Source organism: Haladaptatus litoreus, from assembly GCF_900156425.1.
Lineage (GTDB): Archaea > Halobacteriota > Halobacteria > Halobacteriales > Haladaptataceae > Haladaptatus > Haladaptatus litoreus.
In genome coordinates this window covers 284241-308208 of record NZ_FTNO01000005.1, presented here as the reverse complement: position 1 = coordinate 308208, position 23968 = coordinate 284241, and the positions used below count along the sequence as shown (strand labels likewise).

At 58.8% G+C, this 23968-nt stretch carries 22 protein-coding genes and 1 pseudogene; 14 read left to right on the top strand and 9 right to left on the bottom strand.

What is annotated here, in order from left to right; all coding sequences use genetic code 11:
* Positions 1 to 31: 31 nt before the first annotated feature.
* On the bottom strand, positions 32 to 817 hold the full coding sequence (locus BW974_RS19535) for an HAD-IIA family hydrolase (protein ID WP_076432073.1): 786 nt from the start codon (positions 815 to 817) through the stop codon (positions 32 to 34).
* A 208-nt stretch (positions 818 to 1025) separates the two neighbouring features.
* Here BW974_RS19535 and BW974_RS19530 point away from each other — a divergent pair, with 208 nt between their 5' ends.
* The gene (locus tag BW974_RS19530; protein WP_076432071.1) at positions 1026 to 2660 is read left to right on the top strand and encodes a potassium channel family protein; all 1635 of its coding nucleotides are present in this window, start codon (positions 1026 to 1028) and stop codon (positions 2658 to 2660) included.
* A gap of 12 nt (positions 2661 to 2672) precedes the next feature.
* Here BW974_RS19530 and BW974_RS19525 read toward each other — a convergent pair whose 3' ends face one another.
* Positions 2673 to 4145 carry a stage II sporulation protein M gene (locus tag BW974_RS19525; protein WP_076432069.1) on the bottom strand — a complete coding sequence of 491 codons (1473 nt, stop codon included), beginning with the start codon at positions 4143 to 4145 and terminating at the stop codon, positions 2673 to 2675.
* A 281-nt stretch (positions 4146 to 4426) separates the two neighbouring features.
* Here BW974_RS19525 and BW974_RS25865 point away from each other — a divergent pair, with 281 nt between their 5' ends.
* The 8 genes from BW974_RS25865 (at position 4427) to BW974_RS19490 (ending at position 10563) form a co-directional block, all read left to right on the top strand.
* Positions 4427 to 4570: a hypothetical protein gene (locus BW974_RS25865; RefSeq protein WP_175609747.1), complete on the top strand. Its 144-nt coding sequence runs from the start codon at positions 4427 to 4429 to the stop codon at positions 4568 to 4570.
* A gap of 57 nt (positions 4571 to 4627) precedes the next feature.
* Positions 4628 to 5584 (top strand): DUF3179 domain-containing protein, encoded by a 957-nt coding sequence (locus BW974_RS19520; RefSeq protein ID WP_076432067.1) that lies wholly within the window; start codon positions 4628 to 4630, stop codon positions 5582 to 5584.
* A 73-nt stretch (positions 5585 to 5657) separates the two neighbouring features.
* The gene (locus tag BW974_RS19515; protein ID WP_076432065.1) at positions 5658 to 7001 is read left to right on the top strand and encodes an MmgE/PrpD family protein; all 1344 of its coding nucleotides are present in this window, start codon (positions 5658 to 5660) and stop codon (positions 6999 to 7001) included.
* 331 nt (positions 7002 to 7332) lie between these two features.
* Positions 7333 to 7671 carry a hypothetical protein gene (locus BW974_RS19510; protein WP_076432063.1) on the top strand — a complete coding sequence of 113 codons (339 nt, stop codon included), beginning with the start codon at positions 7333 to 7335 and terminating at the stop codon, positions 7669 to 7671.
* Positions 7672 to 7843: 172 nt separating this feature from the next.
* Complete coding sequence (locus BW974_RS19505) at positions 7844 to 8164, top strand: hypothetical protein (RefSeq protein ID WP_139328943.1); 321 nt, start codon at positions 7844 to 7846, stop codon at positions 8162 to 8164.
* A 289-nt stretch (positions 8165 to 8453) separates the two neighbouring features.
* A complete protein-coding gene (locus BW974_RS19500) occupies positions 8454 to 9281 on the top strand; it encodes a phosphosulfolactate synthase (protein WP_076432059.1) in 828 nt (275 codons plus the stop codon).
* Positions 9282 to 9353: 72 nt separating this feature from the next.
* Positions 9354 to 10172, top strand: coding sequence for an aldo/keto reductase (locus BW974_RS19495; RefSeq protein WP_076432057.1), 819 nt, complete (start codon positions 9354 to 9356; stop codon positions 10170 to 10172).
* A 1-nt stretch (position 10173) separates the two neighbouring features.
* Complete coding sequence (locus BW974_RS19490; protein ID WP_076432055.1) at positions 10174 to 10563, top strand: DoxX family protein; 390 nt, start codon at positions 10174 to 10176, stop codon at positions 10561 to 10563.
* A gap of 218 nt (positions 10564 to 10781) precedes the next feature.
* Here the strand turns inward: BW974_RS19490 and BW974_RS19485 are convergent, their stop codons facing one another.
* Entirely contained in the window at positions 10782 to 12356 is a 1575-nt protein-coding gene (locus BW974_RS19485; protein ID WP_076432053.1) for an acetolactate synthase large subunit, read from the bottom strand.
* A 192-nt stretch (positions 12357 to 12548) separates the two neighbouring features.
* Between BW974_RS19485 and BW974_RS19480 the strand changes: the two genes are divergently transcribed.
* Entirely contained in the window at positions 12549 to 13478 is a 930-nt protein-coding gene (locus BW974_RS19480; protein WP_076432051.1) for a calcium/sodium antiporter, read from the top strand.
* Positions 13479 to 13566: 88 nt separating this feature from the next.
* Here BW974_RS19480 and BW974_RS26645 read toward each other — a convergent pair.
* A pseudogene (locus BW974_RS26645) lies at positions 13567 to 13773 on the bottom strand (IS5/IS1182 family transposase); the annotation flags it as partial.
* Positions 13774 to 13917: 144 nt separating this feature from the next.
* Between BW974_RS26645 and BW974_RS19470 the strand changes: the two are divergent.
* The 4 genes from BW974_RS19470 to BW974_RS19455 all read left to right on the top strand — a co-directional run bounded on the left by BW974_RS19470 (position 13918) and on the right by BW974_RS19455 (position 17780).
* Positions 13918 to 14772, top strand: a complete 855-nt coding sequence (locus tag BW974_RS19470) for a succinate dehydrogenase/fumarate reductase iron-sulfur subunit (RefSeq protein ID WP_245800208.1) — start codon at positions 13918 to 13920, stop codon at positions 14770 to 14772.
* Positions 14773 to 14864: 92 nt separating this feature from the next.
* A complete protein-coding gene (locus BW974_RS19465; protein WP_076432049.1) occupies positions 14865 to 15206 on the top strand; it encodes a hypothetical protein in 342 nt (113 codons plus the stop codon).
* A 586-nt stretch (positions 15207 to 15792) separates the two neighbouring features.
* Positions 15793 to 17538, top strand: a complete 1746-nt coding sequence (gene ctaD, locus BW974_RS19460) for a cytochrome c oxidase subunit I (protein ID WP_076432289.1) — start codon at positions 15793 to 15795, stop codon at positions 17536 to 17538.
* Positions 17538 to 17780, top strand: coding sequence for a DUF6684 family protein (locus BW974_RS19455; RefSeq protein WP_076432047.1), 243 nt, complete (start codon positions 17538 to 17540; stop codon positions 17778 to 17780). The genes ctaD and BW974_RS19455 overlap by 1 nt, the downstream gene beginning before the upstream one ends.
* Positions 17781 to 17791: 11 nt before the next feature.
* Here BW974_RS19455 and BW974_RS19450 read toward each other — a convergent pair whose 3' ends face one another.
* The 5 genes from BW974_RS19450 to BW974_RS19430 all read right to left on the bottom strand — a co-directional run bounded on the left by BW974_RS19450 (position 17792) and on the right by BW974_RS19430 (position 23914).
* The gene (locus BW974_RS19450) at positions 17792 to 18814 is read right to left on the bottom strand and encodes a Gfo/Idh/MocA family protein (protein WP_076432045.1); all 1023 of its coding nucleotides are present in this window, start codon (positions 18812 to 18814) and stop codon (positions 17792 to 17794) included.
* A 102-nt stretch (positions 18815 to 18916) separates the two neighbouring features.
* Entirely contained in the window at positions 18917 to 20158 is a 1242-nt protein-coding gene (locus BW974_RS19445) for an outer membrane protein assembly factor BamB family protein (RefSeq protein ID WP_076432043.1), read from the bottom strand.
* Positions 20159 to 20252: 94 nt separating this feature from the next.
* On the bottom strand, positions 20253 to 21881 hold the full coding sequence (locus BW974_RS19440) for a glycosyltransferase family 39 protein (protein WP_076432041.1): 1629 nt from the start codon (positions 21879 to 21881) through the stop codon (positions 20253 to 20255).
* Between the two features lie 206 nt (positions 21882 to 22087).
* Positions 22088 to 23347, bottom strand: coding sequence for an ABC transporter permease (locus BW974_RS19435; RefSeq protein WP_076432039.1), 1260 nt, complete (start codon positions 23345 to 23347; stop codon positions 22088 to 22090).
* Between the two features lie 135 nt (positions 23348 to 23482).
* Positions 23483 to 23914 carry a universal stress protein gene (locus BW974_RS19430; protein WP_076432037.1) on the bottom strand — a complete coding sequence of 144 codons (432 nt, stop codon included), beginning with the start codon at positions 23912 to 23914 and terminating at the stop codon, positions 23483 to 23485.
* Positions 23915 to 23968 lie beyond the last annotated feature (54 nt).

The window sequence follows — 23968 nt, the reverse complement described above, 5'->3', positions numbered from 1 at the left end:
CGAACACCAATTTTCGATTCCTATCAGCAGTTCAGTTTTCAAGCAGTTCTCTAATCTGTCCGACGTTGTCGAGAATATACTCCGGTTGCACAGCGTTTTCGTCGAGACTGTCCGGCGTTGTTACTCCTGACCGCACGAGCACCGTCGTCGCGCCGATACGCTCCCCGAGCGCAATGTCGGTGTCCAATCGGTCGCCGACGACGAGACAGTCTTCCGCTCGAACACCGAGGCGTCCGAGCGCCGCCGCTCCCGCTTCCGGCGCTGGCTTACCGAGGATGTGCTCCGGTTCCCTCCCGGCAACGCCCGCGATGGCGTTGATGATGGCACCCGACCCGGGGACGAGACGTTTCGAGGCCGGAATCGTCACGTCCGGGTCGGTGCCGACGAAGGGTGCACCGTCTTCGAGCGCCCAGAGTGCGCGCGTGAGTTCGTCGTAATCGAACTCGCGGTCGATAGAGCCGACGACCAGTTCCGCGGCGTCTGGGTCGTCACGTACCGTAAATCCCCGTTCGCGCAGGAGGTCGCAGAGATACGTCTCTCCGACGACGAACAGGTCGCGTTCGCCGTACTCGGCTTCCAGAAACTCGGCGGTGACGAGCGCCGACGTGAGCACCTGCTCTTTGCTGATGCTAATGCCGTGTACGGCGAGTCGCTCGATGTACCGCTCGGGTGGTTGTGTCGGATTGTTCGAAAAGAGGAGGAGGTCTGTCCCGTTCTCTCGGAGTGCTCGTATCCCCTCGTTTGCCCCGGGAAGGAGGCTGCCGCCCCGAACCAACGTTCCGTCCATATCCACGATTGCACCGCGATAGCTCGCCATTACGCTGAATAACGAACCGAATGGTGTTCAATCGCCCGCACGAGTTGTGATACGGGAAGTGCGAAAGAAACGCGAACACGAACGATGGTACGGGCATCCAGCGGTTTTGGTGTCGGTTTGTGGTATAATTCTATGCCCACTCACACAGGAGGCTGTTGTGGTAAAGGCGGCAAGGTAAAGGGGATAGGGTGATAGACCGAACATAAGAATGAAACGACAATGGCGACGGGCGCTACTCTACATCAGCGCATTCTTCACTATTCTCGTCGTGTACACGTTTCTCTATTCGTGGGCGATGGGAACCTTCGAAAATGTCGACCGGAGCTTCATCGAATCATTCGCTATCGTCATCGAGACGTTCACGACGACCGGATACGGGATAGACTCCATCTATTGGGATTCCTCGGAGATGAAATTTCTCATGATTGCGATGCAGATGACGGGTGTCATTCTCATTTTCATTGCCTTGCCGCTGTTCGTCGCGCCGTGGATACAGGAGGTGATACGCGCGAGTCCACCGACCTCTGTGGACGAACTGGACGATCACGTCGTCATCTGTGGTTACTCACCACGAGCCGAGACGCTCATCGATGAACTTCTGGCGTGGAACCACGACTACGTCATCGTGGTTAGCGACCGCGAGTCGGCCCTCGATTTGTACGAACAGAACGTCAACGTCGTTCACGGTGACCCCGAATCCGCTGACGTACTCGAAAATGTTCACGTCCAGCAGGCGGACTCGGTCATCGCGGATGCGACCGACGAACAAAACGCCAGTATCGCGTTGGCGGTTCGAGAAGTTTCATCGGACGTGCGGATCATCACCCTTGTGGAGGATGCCAGTCTCACCAGCTATCTCGAATACGCCGGAGCAGACCAAGTGTTCTCCCCGCGCCACCTCCTCGGGCGCAGTCTCGCGGAAAAGGTAACCGCATCTGTGTCTACCGACCTCGGCGGGACGGTCACCATCGGCGAGGATTTCCAAATCGTCGAGTTGTCGATTCAAGACGGCAGTGAGGTTGCGAACACGAAACTCGCGGAAAGTGAAATTCGCGAACGAACAGGGGCGAGTATCATCGGCCTCTGGCGGCGCGGCGAGTTCCAGAGTTCACCGTCTCCCGATGTCCTGCTGGACGAAAATACGATTCTGCTCGTCGCGGGTAGAGGGGCACAACTCGAACGCTTAAAGGAGATGACTCTCTCGAACGAACTCGATACGGCACGCAGTTCGGTCATCGTTGCAGGATACGGAGAAGTCGGTTCGACGGTCGAGAGCGAAATGCAATCGACGGCCATGCGACCTGTCGTGGTCGATAGTGAAGAGAAACCCGGCGTCGATGTCATCGGGAACGTGACCGAGGAGAACGTTCTGCGCGATGCCGGTGTCGAACACGCGAACGCGCTTATTTTGGCGCTCGGCGATGACACGACGACGATTTTCGCCACGCTCGTCGCGCGCGAACTCGCGCCCGGCGTCGAAATCGTCGCTCGGGCCAACGAGACGGACAACATCGGCAAACTGTACAGCGCGGGTGCGGACTACGTCCTCGCACTCGAAACGGTCAGCGGTCGGATGCTCGCCTCGACGATTCTGGACGAGGAGGAAGTCATCTCGCCGGACAAGCAGGTAGACATCGTCCGAACGACCGCACCGGGCCTCGTCGGGAAGAGTCTCGGAGATGCCGAAATCCGTTCTCGAACGGGATGTACCGTCATCGCAGTCGAACGAAACGGCGAAGTCATTACCGACCTCGGCCCGAGATTTACGATTCGGGCGGGCGACCAACTCATCGTCGCCGGGACTGACGAAGATACGAATCAGTTTGCCGAACTCGCACAGTGACGGTTGCCTGCTTTACGTGAGCGCGGCGGCGACCCACCACGTCACGAACGCTTCGATGAACGCCGCGACGACGAACACCGGGAGGAGTCCGAGGAGGATGTAATACGCTCGGCCGAGTTCTCCCGCGAGGTCGGTTGCAGTCGCGGAACCGCGAACGTACGACCACGCTGAACCGCCGAGGTGGAGGCCGAGCGCGCCTGCAATCGCCAGTGCGGGAATTTCGATGATACCGTGCGGCGCGATGAGCGCGACGGCGAGCGACGTGTCGGGAAGCAGTCCGACCACAGCGCCGACGATGAGTCCGTTGAACACGAGTGCGATGACCGTCGGCGCGCCGAACGCGAGTCCGGAGAACGCCGCGGAGATGGAGACGAGCCAATTGTTGGCCGTCAGCATGACGAATGTATCGACGGGGAGGGCACCGAACACGTTCTGGGAGACGTCGGTCTGGAGGCTTTCGAGCGCGAACTGACTGGTTGCGAGCCAGCCGCCAGCAGTTCCGGCGGCGAACAGCGCAGTCGAAACGACGACGAGTCCGGGGCGTCCGAAGACGAACGATTTGAGTTCGCCGAGTCCGCGTCCGAACGCGCCGCGAACCGACCCGCGCGCTCGGGGTTCGAGGGGCGATTTATCGAGATAGAGCGCCGTCTTCAGCACGCCGAGCGTCGGTAGCAGGAAGAACGCGACGACGATTCCGAGGAGGCGGCCAACGCCGAGGAGTTGGAAGAAAAACGAGACGAAGCCGAATATTCCCACGAGGCCAATCACGACGACGAAGTAGGCTCCGACGCGGGCTTTGTTGTTCCACACGAAGCGTCCACTCCGGCGGATTCCCGTTCGGACGCCGACGCCGTCGATGACGATAGCCTGCGGAACGAACATGAACAGGAGGTAGACGAGGAATCCGCCCGGAATCAGTAGGAGGCCACCAAGGAAGACCAACAGAAAGAGCGCAGGGCTAACAGTGACTGAAAGGTACGCCAGTATTCCAATCGGAGTCAGCAAGAAGAGGTACGCAAGCACGCGGACGACCGCGAGTTTGATAAACGTCCACCAGTCGTCGCTCGCACCGGCGACTCCCGACAGGAGTGCCGGTTCGTTTCGAAGCGCCGCCGTGGTCGTGTGAACTTGTGCCGCTTCTGCGATGGCGCGGCCGAGGATTCCTACGACGATTGCGCCGATAACCGAGAGGACGAGGATGGCGATTACTTCCGGCGTGAACAACTCCATCATCGCTTCCCTGATTCGCTCGCTTTCCGCCTCGCTCAGGGTCGATTGGTTGAAATCAATGCCCTGAATCGTCGTGAAAACCGATTCGATGCGGCCCGACCCGAGGAGGAGCAGATAGGCCAACACGACGCCGACGATCGGCACCGACTGTGCGACCATGCCGACGCTCGTCCCGGCGAAAAATACTGGGAGTATCGTCGCAGGCCGGGAGAGGAGGACTGCCCGAACCGAGGAACTTGCGTCACTGAACTTCATACCATTTACATTTCACTCGGGTTAGATATGTGTGATGGTGTCCCCATCGGCAAAATGGGCCACCCGTTGGATTCATCTTCGAAAATGTTCGTTCGGTGGAAATAGCCGCCACTTACCTGTTCTCGAACGGCGAGCGACAACTTCTCCGAGAACGCACCATCGAAATTCCCCCACTAGAATGTTCACGGTAACCGATTAGTCGGTTCTATGTTCAAATTCAGTCGTTCCCTGTCGGTGGGTTATTCGGTTCATAATAAAGGACGATGAGGTGTTTTATACACATGATGATTGCCACAGAAACGAAATCGAAGAAGACGAAAACGACCGAGATGACGCAGGAAGAAGCGGACGAAAAACCGCGTCGTCGCCGGTCGTTTTCGCTCCGCGCGCTGCTTCCCGGTCCCTACGTCCGGTATCCGAAATAACCGCCCGGAAACGCCATCTTCCTCAATTTTTTATCTCATCACGCGGAATCCCCGCTTATGAACGTCAGGCAGGTCATTCCACGCGACGCGATTCCGAGCGTGGACGACCCCGAATTCGGTTCTGCGTACGACGGCGACGACGACGACCGAGTCGTCGTCTTCGCCCCCGAAGAGGGGCCAGCGAGGGCGTATCCGATTCGGTATCTCCACTATCACGAAATCGTCAACGACCGGGCCGGAGGAACGCCGATTGCGGTGACGTGGTGTCCCCTCTGTGGCAGTGCGGTCGTCTACTCCCGTGATAGTGACGGGAAGACGCTTCAGTTCGGCGTCTCGGGCAAGCTCGCGGACGACGACTTCGTGATGTACGACCGCGAGACGGAAACCGAATGGAAACAGTCGAGCGGCGAGGCAATCGCGGGTGAACTCCGTGGCGAATCGCTCACCGTCCTCCCCGCCGGACTCCTTTCGTGGGAACGATACCGCGACCGGTATCCGAACGGCCTCGTCCTCCAGTCGCCGGGGGGCGAGAGCGAAGCGAGCGGCCCCGGCGACGACCCGGAGCCAATCGACTACGACGAGGAACCGTACCGGGCATACTTCGAGCGCGACGGGTTCGGACTGAATGCCCACCGCGGCGGCGATTCGCGCGAATGGAATCGTGACGACTTCGGCCCGAAAACGGTCGTCCTCGGCGTGGAATCCGACGGCGAAGCAGTCGGATTCCCCCTTCCTCGGGTGGAGGTGGCTGGTGACGTTGTTACTGCGACAATCGGCGAAATTGATGTGGTCGTCCTTTCCGGCGACGGGATTCACGCCTACCAAAATCCCGCCCCCGACTACGAGTTCGAACACGACGAGGGGCCGTACTTTTTCGCCGACGGAACCCGCTGGCACGCGGCGAGCGGCGAAAGCGAGGACGGTCGCGAACTGACGCGACTCCCGGCCCGGAGATTGTTCGCGTTCGCGTGGCAAGACGACCACGGCGCGGACAGTTTTTGGTCACCCGAGTAACGCCGACTTTCCGCTACGAACCGCGCTGAACGCCCAAGGGTGCTTTTGGTCGTGCCGGTTGCAGGGGCCTCACATGACGACGACAACAGAAATCGCAGAGTTCGTCATCGAAACTGAGTTCGACGACCTCTCGGGCGAAACCGTCGATGAACTGAAAAAGCGCGTTCTCGACTCGATTGGCATCGCGGTGGGGGCGATGGGAGAAGACCCAGTCGAAGCAGTTCGCGCGACAGTCGAGGAGATGAACGGCGAGGGATGCACACTCTGGGGCGGCGGCGCGGCCTCTCCTCCGGATGCGACCATGCTGAACACTGCATACGTCCGGTATCTCGACTACATGGATTCGTTTCTCGCGCCGGGCGAAACGCCGCATCCTAGCGACAATATCGCGGCGATAATCGCGGCCGGGGAGTACGAGGACAGTTCAGGGAAAGACCTGCTCACCGCGATTGGAATCGCCTACGAGGTACAGGCCGAACTCGCGTGGAACGCGCCGGTTCGTGACCGGGGGTGGGACCACGTCACTCACACGGTCATCTCGGCGACTGCGGGTGCGGCGAAACTGCTCGGACTCGGTTCGGAAGAAATTCGGTCGGCAATCGGCATCGCGGGAACCGCACACAACGCCCTTCGGGTGACGCGAACCGGGGGGATTTCGGAGTGGAAAGGAATCGCTTCGGCGAACGCCGCCAGAAACGGCGTCTACTCGGCCATGCTGGCGAAAAGCGGCGTCGAAGGGCCGACGAACCTGTTCGAGGGCCAGAAAGGGTGGAAACAAATCGTCTCCGGCGATTTCGAGGTCGATTTCTCGCCGGGCGAGCGCGTCCACGACGTGATGACGAAAAAATACGTTGCCGAGACGTACGCCCAATCCGCCGTCGAGGGCATCATCGAACTGGCGGAAGGGGAGGACATCGACCCCGAAGACGTGGATTCGATTCATCTCGACACCTTCGCGGGCGCGAAACTCATCATCGGCGGCGGGGAGGGAAGCCGATACGAAGTGGAGACGAAGGCGCAGGCAGACCACTCTCTTCCCTACATGCTGGCCGCGGCGCTCATCGACCGTGAGATGACGAACGCGCAGTACGACCCCGAACGAATCCAGCGCGACGACGTGCAGGAACTGCTTCGAACCGTGGACGTGGCGGAGGACGACGAGTTGACCGACCGATTTGAGACGGGCGAGATGCCAGCGATTATCGAAATAACGATGGCGGATGGAACGACACACCGCGTCGAAAAGGACGATTTCGAGGGCCATCCAAACAACTCGATGTCGTGGGAGCAGATAGAGACGAAGTTCGAGCGGATGACTGAAGCGAGATACGACCACTCACGGCGGGAACGAATCGTGGACACCATACTGCAACTCGAAAATCATGATGCCGCAGACCTCGTGGCGCTCCTCGACTGATTTTTCGTCGCTAATCTCTCACTAACTCGGATAGTCTTTGTTGCCTGGTAACCTATGACATTGTGGATGGGGTGTCAATGTTACCACCTGAGTGTCATTATATCGGCGAGTAGAACGAGCATATTCGATAAGCGCTTCCAAATCTATTCGCGTTTATCCGCCGAAATTTGGCTCCTCGGGCGTTTTAATTGCTTATACGAGGTTAGCCATTCCCGTCACCGGTGGCGGCTGAATTGAACGGTACTGTGGGTTGAAATACAGTCGCGGCATCACGAGTAATTGGCCGACACGGGGCACAACGGTGCTCCCGACGTTGGCCGAGGTTACAACCATGAAGAAAGCAATCAGGCTACTACTCGCACTCTCGCTCGTCGGCGCGCTGTTCGCCGCCGGGTTCGCCGGAACCGCCGCCGCAACCGACAAACACGACAAAAAGGACAAATGGTGGAAAAAAGTAGAGCAGAAACAATCGAGTTGGCAGTACGCTGACTCCGACGTTGACCAGAAGCAGTACGTGAAGCAGTCCAACGCCAACAAGCAGAGCTACGCGGTCGCTAAGGCGTACTACGGTGAAGCCGAGGCCGAGCAAGAAAACGAGCAGTACAACACGAACGTCCAGTACGCGGACTCCGAAGCTGAAAACGAAAACGAGCAGAAGCAGAAGGCATAAGCTCGCAGCACACTCGGCGCTGAATCATCGAGGGGAATTCTCCCCACACAATCGCGTTTTCGGTTTTTTTGTACGACACGACAGAGATGGCCGTGCTTTTCGTTTCGGTAATCCGGAGTACGGTACTGGTGTCCGCCGAATAACAAAGGACGAGTGTCTCTTTCGGAGGAGTATGTCCGGACGGCGGAGTGGGAGTAATCAGATAAATAAGTTGAACCACGAAACGATCATAATCTGCGTCGTTTTGCTCTCCGTGCTGGCGGTCAGCGTCGTTTTCGGCGCGATGGTTGGGACAAATGTGGCCAGTTCGACGGTTCAGAGTGGGCCGCCAGCAGGGGATTTCGCACCTATCGAGGATACCGCGGATGCGTGTGTCCCTGACGAAGGCGACACTGTTCTGTGGCATCTGGAACGCTACGGTACCGGGTGTCCAGAGCAAACTGGCGGTTCTCCTGTGGGGAAGCGAACCAACGGAATCGACTCTTCGCCGTGAAAATCGACGCTGAGAGGGATGGTCGAACGGCAGATTCGACAATCACAAGGATGCGCCAGCGCACTTCGCGCGAACGGTGAGCGGAGCAAACCGTGAGCGCAACCCCGCGTTGGCGGGGTGGAGCGGGGGAGACTGCGGTGGCGGTGCGGAGGCGGTTACTGTGGAGTCGGGAACTGCTCGTCGTTCGTTTCACTTCACACGTTCGAGAACACTGATTTAAGTGGTGTCGAACTATTCTATCCGCCCCACTTCTTTTGTAGGTGTTCGTCGTACCGGATTCGGGGGTTTCATGACCGACAGAGCATTCGACTTTCTGCACGTCAACGAGCGCGAATCGAAACCACGCGAGAAGGGAATCACAGAGATGCGCGGGCCGTACTACGACCCGATGGGGCCGCGCGAGCTACAGGACATCCTCGACACGATGGGCGAGTACGTGGACATCTACAAGTTCTCGGGCGGGTCGTTCGCCCTGATGCCCGAGGACGTAGTGGAAGAACTCATCTCGGTGTGTCACGACTACGACGTCCAAGTTTCGACGGGCGGATTCATCGAGAACGTTCTCGTACGCGACAGCGACAAGGTAGAACAGTACGTCGAGGAAGCCGGAAACCTCGGCTTCGACATCGTAGAAATTTCCTCGGGGTTCATCGCCATCGACACCGATGATCTGGTGGCGCTGACCGAACTGGTGCAAGACCACGGCCTCAAGGCGAAACCCGAAATCAACGTCCAGTTCGGCGCTGGCGGGGCCTCGGCGGTCGAAGAACTGGAGAGCGAGGAGGCTATCGACCCGGCGAGCGCGATTCGGGAGGCAAATCGCCATCTCGACGCCGGAGCATACAAAATCATGGTCGAATCGGAAGGCATCACGGAGCAGGTGCGCGAGTGGCGAACCGACGTGGCCTTCGCTATCGCCAACGAGGTTGGTATCGAAAACTGCGTGTTCGAGGCCGCAGACCCGGAGGTGTTCGAGTGGTACATCAAGAACTTTGGGCCCGAGGTGAACCTGTTCGTGGATAACTCCCAAATCGTCGAGTTGGAGTGCATGCGCTCCGGCCTGTGGGGGAAAAAGAGTTCGTGGGGACGGGTGGTGTCCTACGACGGCGAGGAGTAGAAACGCCACCTCGAATCGGTTCCCGCACCAGTCCGCCATTCCCTATTTACACTTCGGTAGCGACTGCCATCCATGGAGTACGAGACGATACAGGACACGGACATTCCGAAAATCGGCCTCGGAACGTGGCGAATGGAGGGCGCGACCTGCCGAAACGCGGTCGCAACAGCACTCGATTTGGGCTATCGACATATCGACACCGCACAAGCCTACGGAAACGAGCGACAGGTCGGACAGGCCATCCGGAATTCGGATGTCAGCCGCGATGAGGTCTTCCTGACCACCAAGGTGTGGCCGATGCACCGGAAATACGACGCGATTATCGACTCGATTCACGAAAGTCTGGCGCGACTCGGAACGAAGTACGTCGATTTACTGCTCATTCACTGGCCGAATCCGGCAGCGTCCACCAGCGAAGTGATGCGTGCGTTATCGGATGCGCGAAGTCGCGGACTGACCAGACATATCGGCGTGAGCAATTTCGACGCAGAACAGCTCGAATCGGCGCAAGAGAGCGCAGATGCACCGATTCTCACCGACCAAGTACAGTTCCACCCGTACAGCCCTCAGCGTGAGCTGCTCGACTACTGCCAAGCAAACGACGTGGTGCTGACGGCCTACAGTCCGCTTGCCCACGGCGGGGCGATGCACGATGAACCCCTCGCGACACTTGGCACAAAATACGGCAAAACCCCGGCGCAGGTCGCGCTTCGCTGGGTCGTCCAGCACGAGGGCGTAGTGACGATTCCGAAATCAACGAGCAGAGCGCATTTAGAAGAAAATCTCGACATATTCGATTTCGAATTGACCGAAACGGAGATGGAAGTCATCAGTCGCCCGTCGCGCGTTCGAACCGGGCTGTCGATGCTTCGCGGTCGATTCGGGGTGTAAAATGAGCGTCACGAGCCAACTCAGAACGTGGCTTCCGCTCGTCCTTCGAGTGCTGATTGCCCTTCTCGTCGCGCTTCCCGCCGCTGGCAAGTTTTTGGATTACGCCGGACAAGTAGAGTTTTTCACCAGCCTCGGTATTCCGGCACCCGAACTGATGGTTCTCGTGGTTGGCACTGTCGAGGCGGCATCTGCTGTCATGCTTCTACTGGGAATCGCCGGGCGAGTCGCGGCGCTCGCACTGACGAGCATCATGCTCGTCGCCATCGTCACCGCCGGGGCGAACCCGCTTAATCTCACCATACTGCTCGCGTCGCTCGTCGTTCTCGCTCTCGGCACTGGGCCGTACTCGCTCTGGGAACCGGAAAATCGACTTCGGCAGTCAACTGCATGACGGTGAGCGACTGACCAGTCGCTCACCGTCTTTTTGGTTGCTCACGTCTCCCTTTTCTCGCCTTTCGCTTTCCTCACTTCTCTCGTTTCACTGTACTCGCAATCCGTTCACTATCCGCGACCCGACTCGAAAGCTGTTCTCCACTCCGAGTTCCACGGCGGGGTCGCCGAGGTTCGATGGCGGATGTATGCTGATAGCCAACTGCCGATGGTTGGTCGCTACATCGGAATTTCGACCAGCATCATCTCGTCGCTTTCGACCGCGGATTGCAGTGCATCTCCGATTTCGTTCCACGATTCCGCGCGAATCGCGTCGATACCGAAGCTTTCGGCGAACGCCACGAAATCCGGATTTGTCAGTTTGGTGCCGTAGTGTTCCTCGCGGTCTTCTTCTTGTTCTTCGGTGATGAGTCGATACTCGGAATCGTTGAACACGACTATCGTGTAGCCACAACCGAGTCGCGTCGCCGTCTCGATTTCCGCCGCGTTCATCATGAAACCACCATCCCCTGTCGCGACCACGACGTTCGAATCGACCGCGAGGTCTGCTGCGATTCCGCCCGGAACCGCGATTCCCATGCTGGCCAGTCCGTTGGAGATGATGACCGAGTTCGGTTCGTAGGTCGGAAACGCCTGCGCGATGGCCATCTTGTGACTGCCGACATCGGAGATGAGCACGTCTTCGTCGGCCATCACATCGCGGAGGATGGGCAGGAGGTTCCGTACCGTCACGGGGTCGGGTTCGCCCGGCGTGCTCGTCGTCTGCTCCACGAGTGCTTCGCGCTGGTCGCGGTACCAAGCTTCGGGGCAGGCCACATCGACGTTGTCGAGCAGCGCGTCGAGCCCCGCGGAAATGTCACAGACGATTTCCACGTCAGGGTTGTAGTGTTCGTACACTTCGGCGGGTTCGTGGTCAAGATGGACGATATTCTTGTCGAGGTTCGGGTTCCACTTCTCGGGGTCGTGTTCCGCGATGTCGTAGCCGACGGCGAGGATGCAGTCCGCCCGCGAGATGGCGTCCGCGGATTCGCCGTTTTCCCCCGAATCGAGCGTGAAAAGAGAGTGGTCGTTCGCGTCCGAGAGCGCCCCTTTTCCCATATAAGTTCCGACGACCGGAACCGCGGTTTCCGCGACGAACTCGCGGAGGCTGTTCGCGGAGCGCGTCCGAACCGCACCATTTCCGGCAATGACGAGCGGATGGTTCGCGTTTTCGAGCAGTTCTGCGGCCTGCTCCACGGACTTTTGGTCAGGGTCGGGCCGTCGAACCTGCTTTCGCGGTTCGAGCGGTTCGGCGTCAGTTTCCTCGCCCGCCACGTCCTCCGGAAATTCGAGGTGGGTCGCCCCGGGCTTTTCGTACTCGGCGAGTTTGAACGCCTTCCGAACCGATTCGTTGACGATTTCCGGGTCGCTCAACTGTGCGTTCCACTTCGTCACCGACCGGTAGGTGTGAAGGATTTCGAGCGCCTGATGGCTCTCCTTGTGGAGTCGTTCGAGTCCGGCCTGTCCCGTGATTGCCACGAGCGGACTTTTGTCGAGATGGGCGTCTGCAACCCCCGTCAAGAGATTCGTCGCGCCCGGCCCGAGCGTCGAGAGGCAGACCCCTGCCTGCCCGGTCACGCGCCCGTGAACGTCGGCCATGAACGCCGCGCCCTGCTCGTGACGCACGGGAATGAACTCGATGTCCGAATCACGAATCGAAAATAATACGTCTTCGAGTTCTTCGCCGGGAAGGCCGAACACGTACTCGACTCCCTCGATTTCGAGACACTCGACAAGTAAGTCGGATGCTTTCATCGTCGGAGGTACGACGGAGGGCGATTAGTTCTTGTTGGCACCTCTGTAAGGGGGTCGTTTAGAGGCGTGATGAGTCCGATGCTAACTGTTAGTTACGCTCAGTAGTCCAGTTCGGGACCAAGAGTTTATTGAACTATGGGATGGTGATTGTAAAAGTGTGATAGGAACGAGCATTCCCTGGTGTGTGGGCGGATGACGGACGGCGGATTGATTGCACTCGTCACGTTCGGTCTGAGCATCGGGGCCTTGTGGGTCGGTGCGGAAGTATTCGTGTCCAATGCAGCTAGGGTAGCACGTCGCTTCGGCCTCTCAGAGCTTGTCGTCGGTCTCACGGTGGTCGCGCTGGGAACTTCGGCACCGGAGGCTGCCGTCAGTATCGACGCCGCGCTCGTCGGAAATGGTAATATCGCAGTCGCGAACGTCGTCGGCTCAAATTTCTTCAACATCGGGGTCGTTCTCGGCGGAATCGCTGTCGCCGTCGGCGTTCGAAGTTCTTCTCGGATGGTTCGCCGGGACGGATTGGCAATGATACTCTCGGCATTGCTGATGTTGGCGCTTCTGTGGAACCTCCAAGTGAGCCGTCTCGATGGGATTGTCCTTCTCGTTACGTTCGTCGGCTATCTCGCCATCCTGTTTATCCGACCGGACGAACCGGTGAAACCGCCGACTGATGAACGTGCGACAACGTGGCACACGGCCCTCCTTCTTGTCGGCGGGCTTGGCATCATCGTCGTTGGCGCGCACTTCCTCGTGGAGTCGGCGGTGTTCATTGCTGCGGCGGTGGGGCTCTCCGAGTGGGTCATCGGGGAGACTATCGTGGCAGTGGGCACGTCAACCCCGGAGGTCGTCGCCTCCGCCGCTGCCGCCCGGAAAGGAATGGGCGATATTGCCGCTGGCAACCTCATTGGGAGCAACGTGTTCAACTCACTGTTCATTTTAGGTATCACGTCGACGCTAACGCCTATCGAGGTCGTCGAGACTGCCGTTGGGACTACAATCTGGCTGCTTGGCCTCTCCGTGCTCACCGTCGTACTCCTCGGAACGAAAGGAAAGTTAGGTCGGCTCGAAGGGGCAGTGCTCGTAGTGATAAACCTGACCCGGTGGATACTTGACGTATTGTAAGTGTCGGATAGATACTGAATCGGAGACTCACCTGTCCACGTTGCCTTGGCATATCTTCTGCAACAGACATCCTCCGTACTGATCAAAGTTAGAGAGCACGTTCAAAATTTTCCACAGCCGTTTTCGGAACGACCTCTCGGAATTGTCCGACCCACGTTCGCGCCCGGAGCGTGTCGCCGCACCGCTGTTTCAGCGCCAAAAAGACCGCCTCAACGATTGACCGCTGGTGGTTGACATCGTCGTCGAGGCGATTGTCGTGCGCCGTATCCAGTGAATAGAACTCACGGTGCTTGATACTGGCCGAACGCTATCGAAGAGCATGCGGCGGTGACGAGGTTTATTGTTCTTCATCCCGACAGAGACTTAGAAGGGGTTTCCAGTGAGTCAACAGGAAGCGGAGCAGTCCGAGGGGGAGGGACAGATGCGAGCGGAGGAACCGATGGAGGATACGCAGGCCGAGGAGTTCCGGGCCAGCCAATCGCCGCAGGAACGTCGCATGGCGGAAAAACGGCAACGACGGCGGGAACAACGCGAAGCCGAAATCCGGGCGGAAGAAGAAACCTCGGCCGACACGGTTCACCTCAAGGTGTTCCGGTACGACCCGGACGTTCCGGAAAAGCAAAAGCCGCGATTCGACCATTTTCACGTTCCATACGAGCGCGGGCTGACCGTGTTGGACGCGCTTCTCTACGCCCGCGACGAGTTCGATTCGACGCTGACCGTGCGCCACTCCTGTCGGCAGGCCATCTGCGGAAGCGACGCCGTGTTCATCAACGGTCGCCAACAACTCGCCTGCAAAACGCAGGTCACCGAACTGGACGAACCGATACAGGTCGAACCGCTTCCGCATCAGGAAGTCATCAAAGACCTCGTCGTGGATATGGAACACTTCTACGACCAGATGCACGCGATAGAGCCGTTTTTACAGACCGACTCGCTTCCGGACGACGAATTGGTTGAACAGCGCCAATCGCGCGAGAACCGGGAGGAAATCAAGATGGCCACGCGCTGTATCTGGTGCGGTGCCTGTATGTCTTCCTGCAACATCGCGGCGGGGGACAATCAGTACCTCGGCCCGGCGGCCATCAGCACGGCCTACCGGTTCGCCATGGACGAACGCGAGGACGAGGCGGCGACGGAACACCGAATCAACCTCATGGACCAAGAACACGGCGTTTGGCGCTGTCAAACCCAGTTTTCCTGTACCGAGGTGTGCCCGAAGGACATCCCGCTGACCCAGCACATTCAGGAACTCAAGCGCGAAGCGGTGAAGCGAAACCTCAAATTCTGGTAATTTTTATTATCACTTGCGTTGTCGTTAGATCGCATGACGTCGAATCGAAGGGACAGGGCTAGCATATCGCCCGAAAGCCGAAACTGTGGGCGATGGTGTTCGTCACCATTTCTTCCACGCTGACAATTCTCCTGTGGAACACGAGAGACGCGGCGTGGCCGGGAGCTCTGACTGGTGGGGGTGTGACGCTGTACCTGTTCGCCGCCGCGAAGATTAACGAGTGGGCCTCTCGTGGCGATGGTCGTCCCACTGCCCGACCTGAACTCTGGTTCGGCGTGTGGTTCGTCGTCTCCGCGACTTTTGCCCTGTTGGAACTGCCATCCTCCAGTGGCACCGTTGTTGGAATTGCACTGTACGGCCTATTCGTCGGCGCGGGTGTAACTATCGGCCTCTTTCTCGTGGCTCTTCTGAACCGTGTGTTTTTCTCACGATAACTGGGTTTGGGTGAGGTCTTAATTGTTCAGCCGAAAGGGTGCGCCAGCGTGATTCGCGTGAGGGGTGAGCGAAGCGAACACCGAGCGTACTTCCGCGCTGGCGGGGAGGTGTGGGGAGACTACGGTGCGGAGGCGGTATTTGGAGTCGTGATTTGCTCACTCTCGTCTGATTGTACAGTGTTTCAGCAAATCACGACTCCAATCATACCGCAAACCGCCCCGCACCGCAAACTACATGCCTCCCCAACCGATTCCCATCATTCGTTTCACTCATTCCGGTCATCCCTCGCGCGGAAATCAGCAGGCTCTCGGCGTGACTCGCGGTTACACCGCTCGCTTTCGAGATTTCGGAGAAATCTCGCTTGCCTCAAGCCTGCCGACGTACGCGCCATCATGGTTTATCGAAATTCCGTAACTCGAATTTCACTCAGGATTTTCGAACTCCTCCCGTCGCACACAATTCAGGTAATAGATTGGACGCTATCCTCCCCGAAACAAATGACAATTCACCGAAAGGAATTACCCCACTCCGCCCAACTACAGTACGATGGCAGCGCTACCAATGGACTTGGCGCTCACCGTCCTGATGGGTGGGTTCTTACTCGCCGTTCTGTTCTTCGTCCTCCGGGTCGAAGACTGGCGGTCGTACACGCCCGCGGGAGGGGGGTTGGGGCAAGTCGAAGAGCGACGCGTCGAATACGCAGAGAAACCGAGCGGAATCCTTCGCTGGTTGACGACGGTTGACCACAAGGACATCGGCATGCTGTACGGCCTGTATGGTCTCATCGCGTTCATCTGGGGGGGATTGGGTGTTCTTCTGATGCGAATCGAACTCCTTGCTCCCGACATCGACCTCATGCAGGCGGGGTTCTACAACGCGCTACTCACCACGCACGGGTTGACGATGCTTCTCCTGTTCGGAACGCCGATGATTGCGGCGTTTGCGAACTACTTCATCCCGCTGCTCATCGGGGCCGACGACATGGCATTCCCGCGCATCAACGCTATTGCGTTCTGGCTCCTGCCGCCCGCCGCAATTCTCGTCTGGATAGGCTTCCCGCTCGCGGCGATGGGAACGGGTATTCAAGCCCCGCAGACGAGCTGGACGATGTACACACCGCTTTCGGCGGAACAGCCGAGCCCCGCGACTGACCTGATGATTCTTGGCCTGCACCTTTCTGGTATCAGCGCGACGATGGGGGCGATAAATTTCATCGCTACCATCTTCACCGAACGCGATATCGGATGGCCAGAACTCGACCTGTTTTCGTGGACGATGCTCACGCAGTCAGGGCTCATCCTGTTTGCGTTTCCGCTGTTGGGCAGTGCGTTCATCATGCTCTTGCTCGACAGAAACTTCGGTACCACCTTCTTCGCGGTGGACGGCGGTGGCGGGCCGCTCCTCTGGCAACACCTCTTCTGGTTCTTCGGCCACCCCGAGGTGTACATCCTCGTCCTGCCGCCGATGGGTCTCGTTAGCCTCATCCTCCCGCGCTTCTCCGGTCGAAAACTGTTCGGCTACAAGTTCGTCGTCTACTCGACGCTCGCAATCGGCGTCCTCTCGTTCGGCGTCTGGGCGCATCACATGTTCGCCACTGGAATCGACCCGCGAATTCGCGTTAGCTTCATGGCAGTGTCGATGGCGATTGCGATTCCGAGTGCCGTGAAGGTGTTCAACTGGATTACGACGATGTGGAACGGAAACCTCCGGATGACTGCGCCGATGCTGTTCTGTGTCGGGTTCGTCCAGAACTTCATCATCGGTGGCGTCACAGGTGTCTTTCTGGCGTCTATTCCCGTGGATTTGGTGCTTCACGACACCTACTACGTCGTTGGCCACTTCCATTTCATCGTAATGGGTGCCATCGCGGTCGCTTTGTTCGCAGGCGTCTACTACTGGTTCCCGATTTACACCGGAAAGATGTATCAGACGAGACTCGCCCACTGGCATTTCTGGTTGACGATGATCGGCTCGAACGTCACGTTCTTCGCCATGATATTCCTCGGCTACGGCGGCATGCCGCGCAGATACGTGACCTACCTTCCGCAGTTCACGACGTGGCATCAAGTCGCGACCCTCGGGGCGGTTATCCTCGCAATCGGTCAACTCATCTTCATCTGGAACATCGTCCAATCGTGGCTCGAAGGCCCAGTTGTCGAGGACGGCGACCCGTGGAATCTCAAAGCCGACGGAATGGAATCACCGGAGTGGACGTGGTTCGAGAAGAAACGCGAGACAGCGTTGGCGGACGGTGGCGAAACGGCTAATAGCGAATTGGAGGGGGAAAGCGAATCTGACGGCGAGCGCGAATCAACGGAGGATGATAACTGATGGCCGAGACGGAAGCCAACCCCGAATCGGAATCCGACGTCGTGTTCGACCGCGAAACCCTCCTCGACATCTCGGTTAACATCGTCCCGATGGTCATTCTCCTCTTCTTTATCGTCCTGTTTGTCGTCTGGACGCCGTGGTCGGGGGAACCGCTGATTTCTGCGATGTCCCACCTGCTGACCATCATCCCCTTCGTCTTGCTCGGCCTACTGACGTGGATTGCGGCCCACTACGTCAGATAGCTTTTCTGCTCTCAGTCCAAATTTATCGAAATCCGTTCGCCGGTTCGCGCCGATTCGTATGCGGCCTCGGTCAGCGCAGTCACGGCGAACGCATCGCGGGCGGTTGCGGGCGGTTCCTTCCCGCTCTCGATGCAGTCGATGAACGCTCCGGCTTTGCTCTCGTGGACTCGGTTGTCCATGTACGGAATGACGGTCGTGCTGTCCTCTTCGATTTCGGTCAACTGACGCGGTTCCCACTGTCTTCCTTCGAGATAGAGCGCGCCCTCGTCGTCCCAAACGTGGATGTGCTCGCGCACGCACGGCGCATCGCTGTACACTGAAATGCTGGCAGACGACCCGCCTTCGAACTCGACGATGAGCTGTGCGCGTTCGTCCACCCGATTTTCCTCGTCGGCGAATTTCATCTCCGCCTGCACCGAGGTCGGTTTCAACCCGGTCGTCCACAGAACCGCGTCGATGAGGTGACTGCCGGTGTCGTAGAGGTTGCCGCCACCGGAGAGGTCGGGATCGGTTCGCCACGTCTCCTCGAACCGGGAAATCCAGTTCTGCGTGATTTCGGCGCTGATGAACCGCGGCGTCAGATTCGTCTCGTCCCATCGCTCTCGCGCCCGGATGAACGCCTGATTCAAGTGTCGTTGATAGCCGACCATCAGCAGTTGGTCACTCTGCTCGCTTCGCTCGGTGAGTTCGCGGGCCTTCCCGCGGTCGGTCGTAAGCGGTTTGTCACAAAGGACGTGAAGTCCCTCGTCCAGCGCGGCCATCGTCTGCTCGTAGTGGAAGACGTGCGGCGTTCCGATGAGAACCGCGTCCAACTCTTCGGCAGCCAGCATTTCGGTGTACTCTTCGTACCGCGAACCTTGACCGACGTAGAGGGTATCTCCGGCCTCGTCTCGGGCCGGTTCGCTCACGTCTGCAATCGCGACGACCGTCGAACGTGGGTCTTCTTCGAACTGTCTACCGACTGTCGTGCCGATGTAGCCACCGCCGATGACGCCGACGCGGAGCTTTTCGGGATTTGTGGTTGTTCCTGACATAATTTCACCGTACGAGGACAAAAATCCGTACTGTCGTACAGTGCGGAGGGGCTTAATTCATGCCCTCGTGGCAAGTTCCAGTACCGCTTCCACACGCGTCACTTACGATTCGTACGAGAGCGAGACGACCCGCCCGTCGCCGTAGATGACGTATATCTCCTCGGCACCGTCGCCGTCGAAATCCGCCAGCGCCGGATGGGTGTAAATTGGCACCGACCGTTCGTAGGTCGCCAACACGTTTCCGGAGTCAGGCGCGACGACGGTTACCTTTCCGTCGTTCGTGGCGGCCACGATTTCCGTCTCGTCGTCGCCGTCCACGTCGCCGACGATTGGCGGCGGCGTCATCTGCGTTTCCGTCGTCAGCGAGGTTTCCCACTCGACGCTCCCGTCGGTCGCGTCGAGCGCGAACAGCGTGCCTTCGCGGGAGACGGCGTACACTTCCGGAGTTCCGTCCCCGTCTCCGTCCGTAATGTCGTGCACTGCGGCGAGGTCGCCGACCGACCGCCGCCATTCGACGCTTCCGTCAGCGCCATCGAGAACGACGATTTCGCCGTCCGAGGTCGCAACCGAAATCTCAATCGCGGGGTCGTCGTCCGCTTGTCCGTAACCCATCCAGAGAACGGAGCCGGTGATGTCGTCGTTTTTCCAGACGGTTTCGTTGTTGCCGTCCAACAGACGGACGTGGCTACCGCCTCCGGGTGTGACACCGACCGCGAGTTCGTTGCTGCCGTCCGCATCGAAATCATCCGCCATGGGGCGTGCCCACACCATGCCGCCCAAATCCCGCGACCAGAGTTCGGTTCCGTTCGTTCGGACGAGCGAGAGTTGTCCCTGTACGTCCACGACGGCGGTTTCCGGCTCGGAATCCGCTGTGAGGTTCGCAACTACCGGTTTCGTGTAGCCGTACTCATCGAGTTCGTGTCGCATCTCTTCGTCTCCCGAAAGTACGTCGTAGGCTGTCACACGCTCTTCCGTGCTCGCGGCGAGAACCTCCTGCGTGCCGTCGCCGTCGAAATCGGAGACGGTCGGGTCGGCGACGGCGTGAATCGTGCAGTTTGCGGGCGGAACTTGGTATTTCCAGACGGTGTCCCCGGTTTCGCCATTGAGTGCGAATAGGCCGCATCCAGTTCCGTTTCCTCGGTCGCTAATCGGTGCGAAGACGAACGATTGATTTCCAATCGTGGCCGCCGCCGGAGCGTGATGATTTCCTTTCATATCTCGGCCGGTGTCGCTCACCCAGCGTTCCGAGAGGGTTCCGCCGTCGTCTCCCGTAAACGCGACGACGCCGACACCCGCGAGGACGGCGACGATGATGAGGAGGACTGCTCCGGTTGCGAAGCGCATCGGTTACAGTTGGCAGTCATCGGGCAAAAGCCCTGTCCATCGGTGGCCGGATTCGAGCCGTGAACCACGGTTATCAGTCGATTTTCGTCGCCGACTATATTGGAACCGGCCCCGCCGTTCCCGGCCTCGGTGGATGCCAGCCGTCGGACAGTCTGAAGATGGCGACATCTTCGTTCTCGAACGCGAGGTGATACTGTGGCGATGTCACCATCCTCGACACCATTTCTCTCGGCTGTTCCCGCTGCATCCCGCGAACCGTGTAGGTGCCCTTCGGGATGTAGACGTAATCCGGATGGACGTTCATCTGCATCAATCGCACGGTCAGGCAGTTAGAACTGTGACACCGCGACAGTTGGCGGAACTGTCGTAACTGCGTGCTGTACTGTTGGTGCCCTTTCCATTCGACGCCCCACGGAGCCACCAACATCGTTCTGTCCGTTTGCTGTGGGAACCACTCCGCGGCATCACCGAGAACGACGAACTCCGCCGATGGGTCGGTGTTCTCTTTCGTCCACTCCATCGCTTCCACGTCCCCGTCGGTCACGAACTGCGGGAGCGACGGGCTTCCGGCGTGGGCATTCAGCCCACCTGTCGCGTACAGCGCGCCGCCGCTGAGACTGATGGTGACCAGTACCACGACTGAGAGCGTTACGATTTCTTCCCGGCCAAGCATTCCCGACGATTCTCGTCGAAGCCACGGAACGAGTCCGGTGAAGACGAACCGCGAACTCACGAGCGCCGCGATGAGAAATATGAATCGAGCTTCCTCGATTGTTACGGCGATGAGCAACAGCCACGCTGGGAGGAAATACTCGCGTTTCAACACTAACCAGAGACAGCCGACGATGGCGGTTAGATGCCACACCGACAACAGTGGCGATTCGCTGAACTGCTGTTCGACTAGTCGTTCGAGCGTCGGAATCGTGTTCCCGATTCCGCCGTGCGTTCCCGCCGCGGCGGTGAACACGGTCGAACCGTGTGCGACCAGTACCGAACTCCACCACGGTGTCGTCAGGAGAACGCCACCGACGCCGACGAACAGTCCTCGGAGCAAACCGTTGAGCGACCGGTCGAACCGAACGTACAGCAGGAGATAGCTCATCACGAAGAAAATAGTGTACATCGGATGGGTGAGAATCGTCAGCGTGAAGGCGACGAGCGCGGGAACGAGCCACCTCGTATTCTGTTCCCGAAAGAGATGTAATCCGGCGTAAAGTCCGATGAGCGAAAACAACAGAGCTGGTGCGCGAACGATGCCTCCGGCTGAGATGTGCCACTGCAAAACCGGCGGACTGACGGCGACGATGAGCGTCGCCAAGGACGCTTGTGGGCGTGACCCCAGCAAATCGCGCGTGAAAAAGTACAGCGGAATCAGGTACGCGATGCTGACCAGTCCAGGAAGATACCGCGCGATGGTAAACGGGTCGAGTCCGGTCACGTCGAGTAGTACCGCAGAAACGTAAAACATGAGCGGTGGGTACGCGAACGGCACCCCATCGGCGGTGTACCCCGGTATGGTTTCGGGGAGCGCGTATCCGTTTTCGACGATACGTTCCGCGATGTGGAGGTAGAGTCCAGCGCCGAACGACGGGTACGAATGCGAACTCACGTAAAAATAAAGAATACAGATTCCGGCCAGCAGTCCCGGAACGAGCCATGGCAGTTCGTATCCAAGTCCGCGCGATTCCGGCGTCGTTTTCGAATCCGTCTGATGGCTGGCCATGGGTGGAATCCGAGCGGCCGCTCAAGAACGCGTGGCGGCGGTATTCTCGTTCGAGAAAACTATCGCAGGATTCACTCTTTGTTATCCAGTGGCTATCCGGATGATACCGTCGAATACTGATTGTGAAGTGATGCTAGGTGTTCGTTCACGCCGCGGTAACGGTTGCTTGCGACGGTCGTCGCGGCCCGAACGCACAAAAATCAAAATTATTCGTATCGCAGCGCGTCGATGGGGTCTGTCTGGGCGGCGTCCCACGCGGGATAGATTCCCGCGAGGACGCCGACTAACACACCCACTACGACCGCGATACCGAACCACTCGGGGCGGAACGCCAACGGCAGGCCGATAATCGAAGCGGCGACGTATCCGCCGCCGAGTCCGACGAGTGCGCCGACTGCCGACCCGAACAGGCCGAGCAGAACCGCTTCGAACAGGAACAACTGGAGCACGTCGTTGTTCCGCGCTCCGACGGCTTTCATGATACCGATTTCGCGGGTTCGTTCCGTGACGCTGACGAGCATGATGTTCGCAATGCCGATAGCGCCGACGACCAGCGAGATGAGCGCGATACCAGTGATGTACGCCGTGAAGGTGTTGCTTACCTGTCTGACCTGATTGACGAGTTCGTCCTGTGTCGTAACTTTGAACCGATAGCTATCGGATTTCAGTTCCCGTGCGTCGGACTGTTCCCCGAGATACGTATATACGCGCCCCTGCACCGCATCGACTTGGGATGGGCTTTCGGCCAGCACCAGCGCACGTCCATACACGCGCTGGTTCTCGTTCGCGGAGGGACTGTACACCGTCCGCTGGTAGAACGGGTCGGTCGGCGCGTAGATTTGCGGTGACGCACCCTCACTGATGCCGAGCGCCGACTGGTCGGTGGGTTCGACGATGCCGACCACCGTCGCGTTCACTCGCTCCCCGCCCGCGGCGCGCGTGACGGTGATGTTGTCCCCGACGGTGACGTTTTCCTCGCCGAACATGCTCACCGCCGGGCGGTTCAAGACGACTTCCCGCTCGCCGCTTTGGAACGACCCGCCCGAAATGAAGTCTTGGTTTCTCACGTCGAAATACGGCGGCGTCGTCACTACGACCCACTGTCGCCCGACCGTCGAGTTGTTGAACTCGACGGTCGAAGCCGCAACGCCACTTTCGGGGACGGCGGCCTCGACTCCCTGCAACGACCGAATTCCGTCTATATCGTGTTCCGTGAGAACTGTTTGCCCTCCGTCTCCGATGTCCGGAAGTCCGGTTTCACTCTCCGACTGCGCCGATACGTACATCGTCGCGGCGTTTCCCCCCGCGACGGTGCTGATGATGTCCGCCTGCAAACTTGCGCCGAGCGTGACGAACGTGATGACTGCGGCCACGCCGATGATGACGCCGAGCGTCGTCAGCGTCGAGCGAAGTTTGTGTTCGCGGATGTTTCGCCAACTGATTCGAAGGCTTTCGAAAAGGTTCATCCGCCCCAATCGTTCATTGTGTCTTTCATTTTCTCGACTACCCGTCACGCTCTACGGTAGCATCCATCAAAAGCTTGTGACCGGAAACGCGGGCTTAAACGCTTGAAACGCGAGATTATCGACTATTCGCGGATTTTACGACGGTTCGTCCATTCGAACCGTTAGCACCGGTCGCTCGGAGAGGCGAACGACCTTCTCCGTCACGCTTCCGAGGAGGTAGCGGTCGATGCCGCGTCTCCCGTGCGTTCCCATCACGATGAGGTCTACGTCATGGTCGTCCGCGAAGTCGAGGATGGCCCTGTACGGCGTTCCGCGGGGAATCGACGTTCGAACGTCGATTCCCGCGTCTCTCGCTTTCTGCTCGATGTCGTCCACCGCCCGCTCGCCTTCCTCCTGTAGCTCTTCATACAGTATATCTGCCCGAACGTCCGGCGGAATCGCTGTTTGGTCAACTATCGAAATGACGTACAGCCGCGCGTCGTAGGTTTCTGCCAGATTGAGGGCCTGTTCGATTGCTCTGTCCGCGGCGTCGCTCCCGTCCGTGGGCAGGAGGATTCGCTCGTACATCCATCTCTTTCACGTTCCCTATCGGCAAATGGCTACTGGTGGTTCACATAGTCT

Coding starts and splice junctions, on each gene's coding strand:
- BW974_RS19535 (WP_076432073.1), bottom strand. CDS start 817: ATGGCGAGCTATCGCGGTGCAATCGTGGATATGGACGGAACGTTGGTT.
- BW974_RS19530 (WP_076432071.1), top strand. CDS start 1,026: ATGAAACGACAATGGCGACGGGCGCTACTCTACATCAGCGCATTCTTC.
- BW974_RS19525 (WP_076432069.1), bottom strand. CDS start 4,145: ATGAAGTTCAGTGACGCAAGTTCCTCGGTTCGGGCAGTCCTCCTCTCC.
- BW974_RS25865 (WP_175609747.1), top strand. CDS start 4,427: ATGATGATTGCCACAGAAACGAAATCGAAGAAGACGAAAACGACCGAG.
- BW974_RS19520 (WP_076432067.1), top strand. CDS start 4,628: ATGAACGTCAGGCAGGTCATTCCACGCGACGCGATTCCGAGCGTGGAC.
- BW974_RS19515 (WP_076432065.1), top strand. CDS start 5,658: ATGACGACGACAACAGAAATCGCAGAGTTCGTCATCGAAACTGAGTTC.
- BW974_RS19510 (WP_076432063.1), top strand. CDS start 7,333: ATGAAGAAAGCAATCAGGCTACTACTCGCACTCTCGCTCGTCGGCGCG.
- BW974_RS19505 (WP_139328943.1), top strand. CDS start 7,844: ATGTCCGGACGGCGGAGTGGGAGTAATCAGATAAATAAGTTGAACCAC.
- BW974_RS19500 (WP_076432059.1), top strand. CDS start 8,454: ATGACCGACAGAGCATTCGACTTTCTGCACGTCAACGAGCGCGAATCG.
- BW974_RS19495 (WP_076432057.1), top strand. CDS start 9,354: ATGGAGTACGAGACGATACAGGACACGGACATTCCGAAAATCGGCCTC.
- BW974_RS19490 (WP_076432055.1), top strand. CDS start 10,174: ATGAGCGTCACGAGCCAACTCAGAACGTGGCTTCCGCTCGTCCTTCGA.
- BW974_RS19485 (WP_076432053.1), bottom strand. CDS start 12,356: ATGAAAGCATCCGACTTACTTGTCGAGTGTCTCGAAATCGAGGGAGTC.
- BW974_RS19480 (WP_076432051.1), top strand. CDS start 12,549: ATGACGGACGGCGGATTGATTGCACTCGTCACGTTCGGTCTGAGCATC.
- BW974_RS19470 (WP_245800208.1), top strand. CDS start 13,918: ATGGAGGATACGCAGGCCGAGGAGTTCCGGGCCAGCCAATCGCCGCAG.
- BW974_RS19465 (WP_076432049.1), top strand. CDS start 14,865: ATGGTGTTCGTCACCATTTCTTCCACGCTGACAATTCTCCTGTGGAAC.
- ctaD (WP_076432289.1), top strand. CDS start 15,793: ATGGGTGGGTTCTTACTCGCCGTTCTGTTCTTCGTCCTCCGGGTCGAA.
- BW974_RS19455 (WP_076432047.1), top strand. CDS start 17,538: ATGGCCGAGACGGAAGCCAACCCCGAATCGGAATCCGACGTCGTGTTC.
- BW974_RS19450 (WP_076432045.1), bottom strand. CDS start 18,814: ATGTCAGGAACAACCACAAATCCCGAAAAGCTCCGCGTCGGCGTCATC.
- BW974_RS19445 (WP_076432043.1), bottom strand. CDS start 20,158: ATGCGCTTCGCAACCGGAGCAGTCCTCCTCATCATCGTCGCCGTCCTC.
- BW974_RS19440 (WP_076432041.1), bottom strand. CDS start 21,881: ATGGCCAGCCATCAGACGGATTCGAAAACGACGCCGGAATCGCGCGGA.
- BW974_RS19435 (WP_076432039.1), bottom strand. CDS start 23,347: ATGAACCTTTTCGAAAGCCTTCGAATCAGTTGGCGAAACATCCGCGAA.
- BW974_RS19430 (WP_076432037.1), bottom strand. CDS start 23,914: ATGTACGAGCGAATCCTCCTGCCCACGGACGGGAGCGACGCCGCGGAC.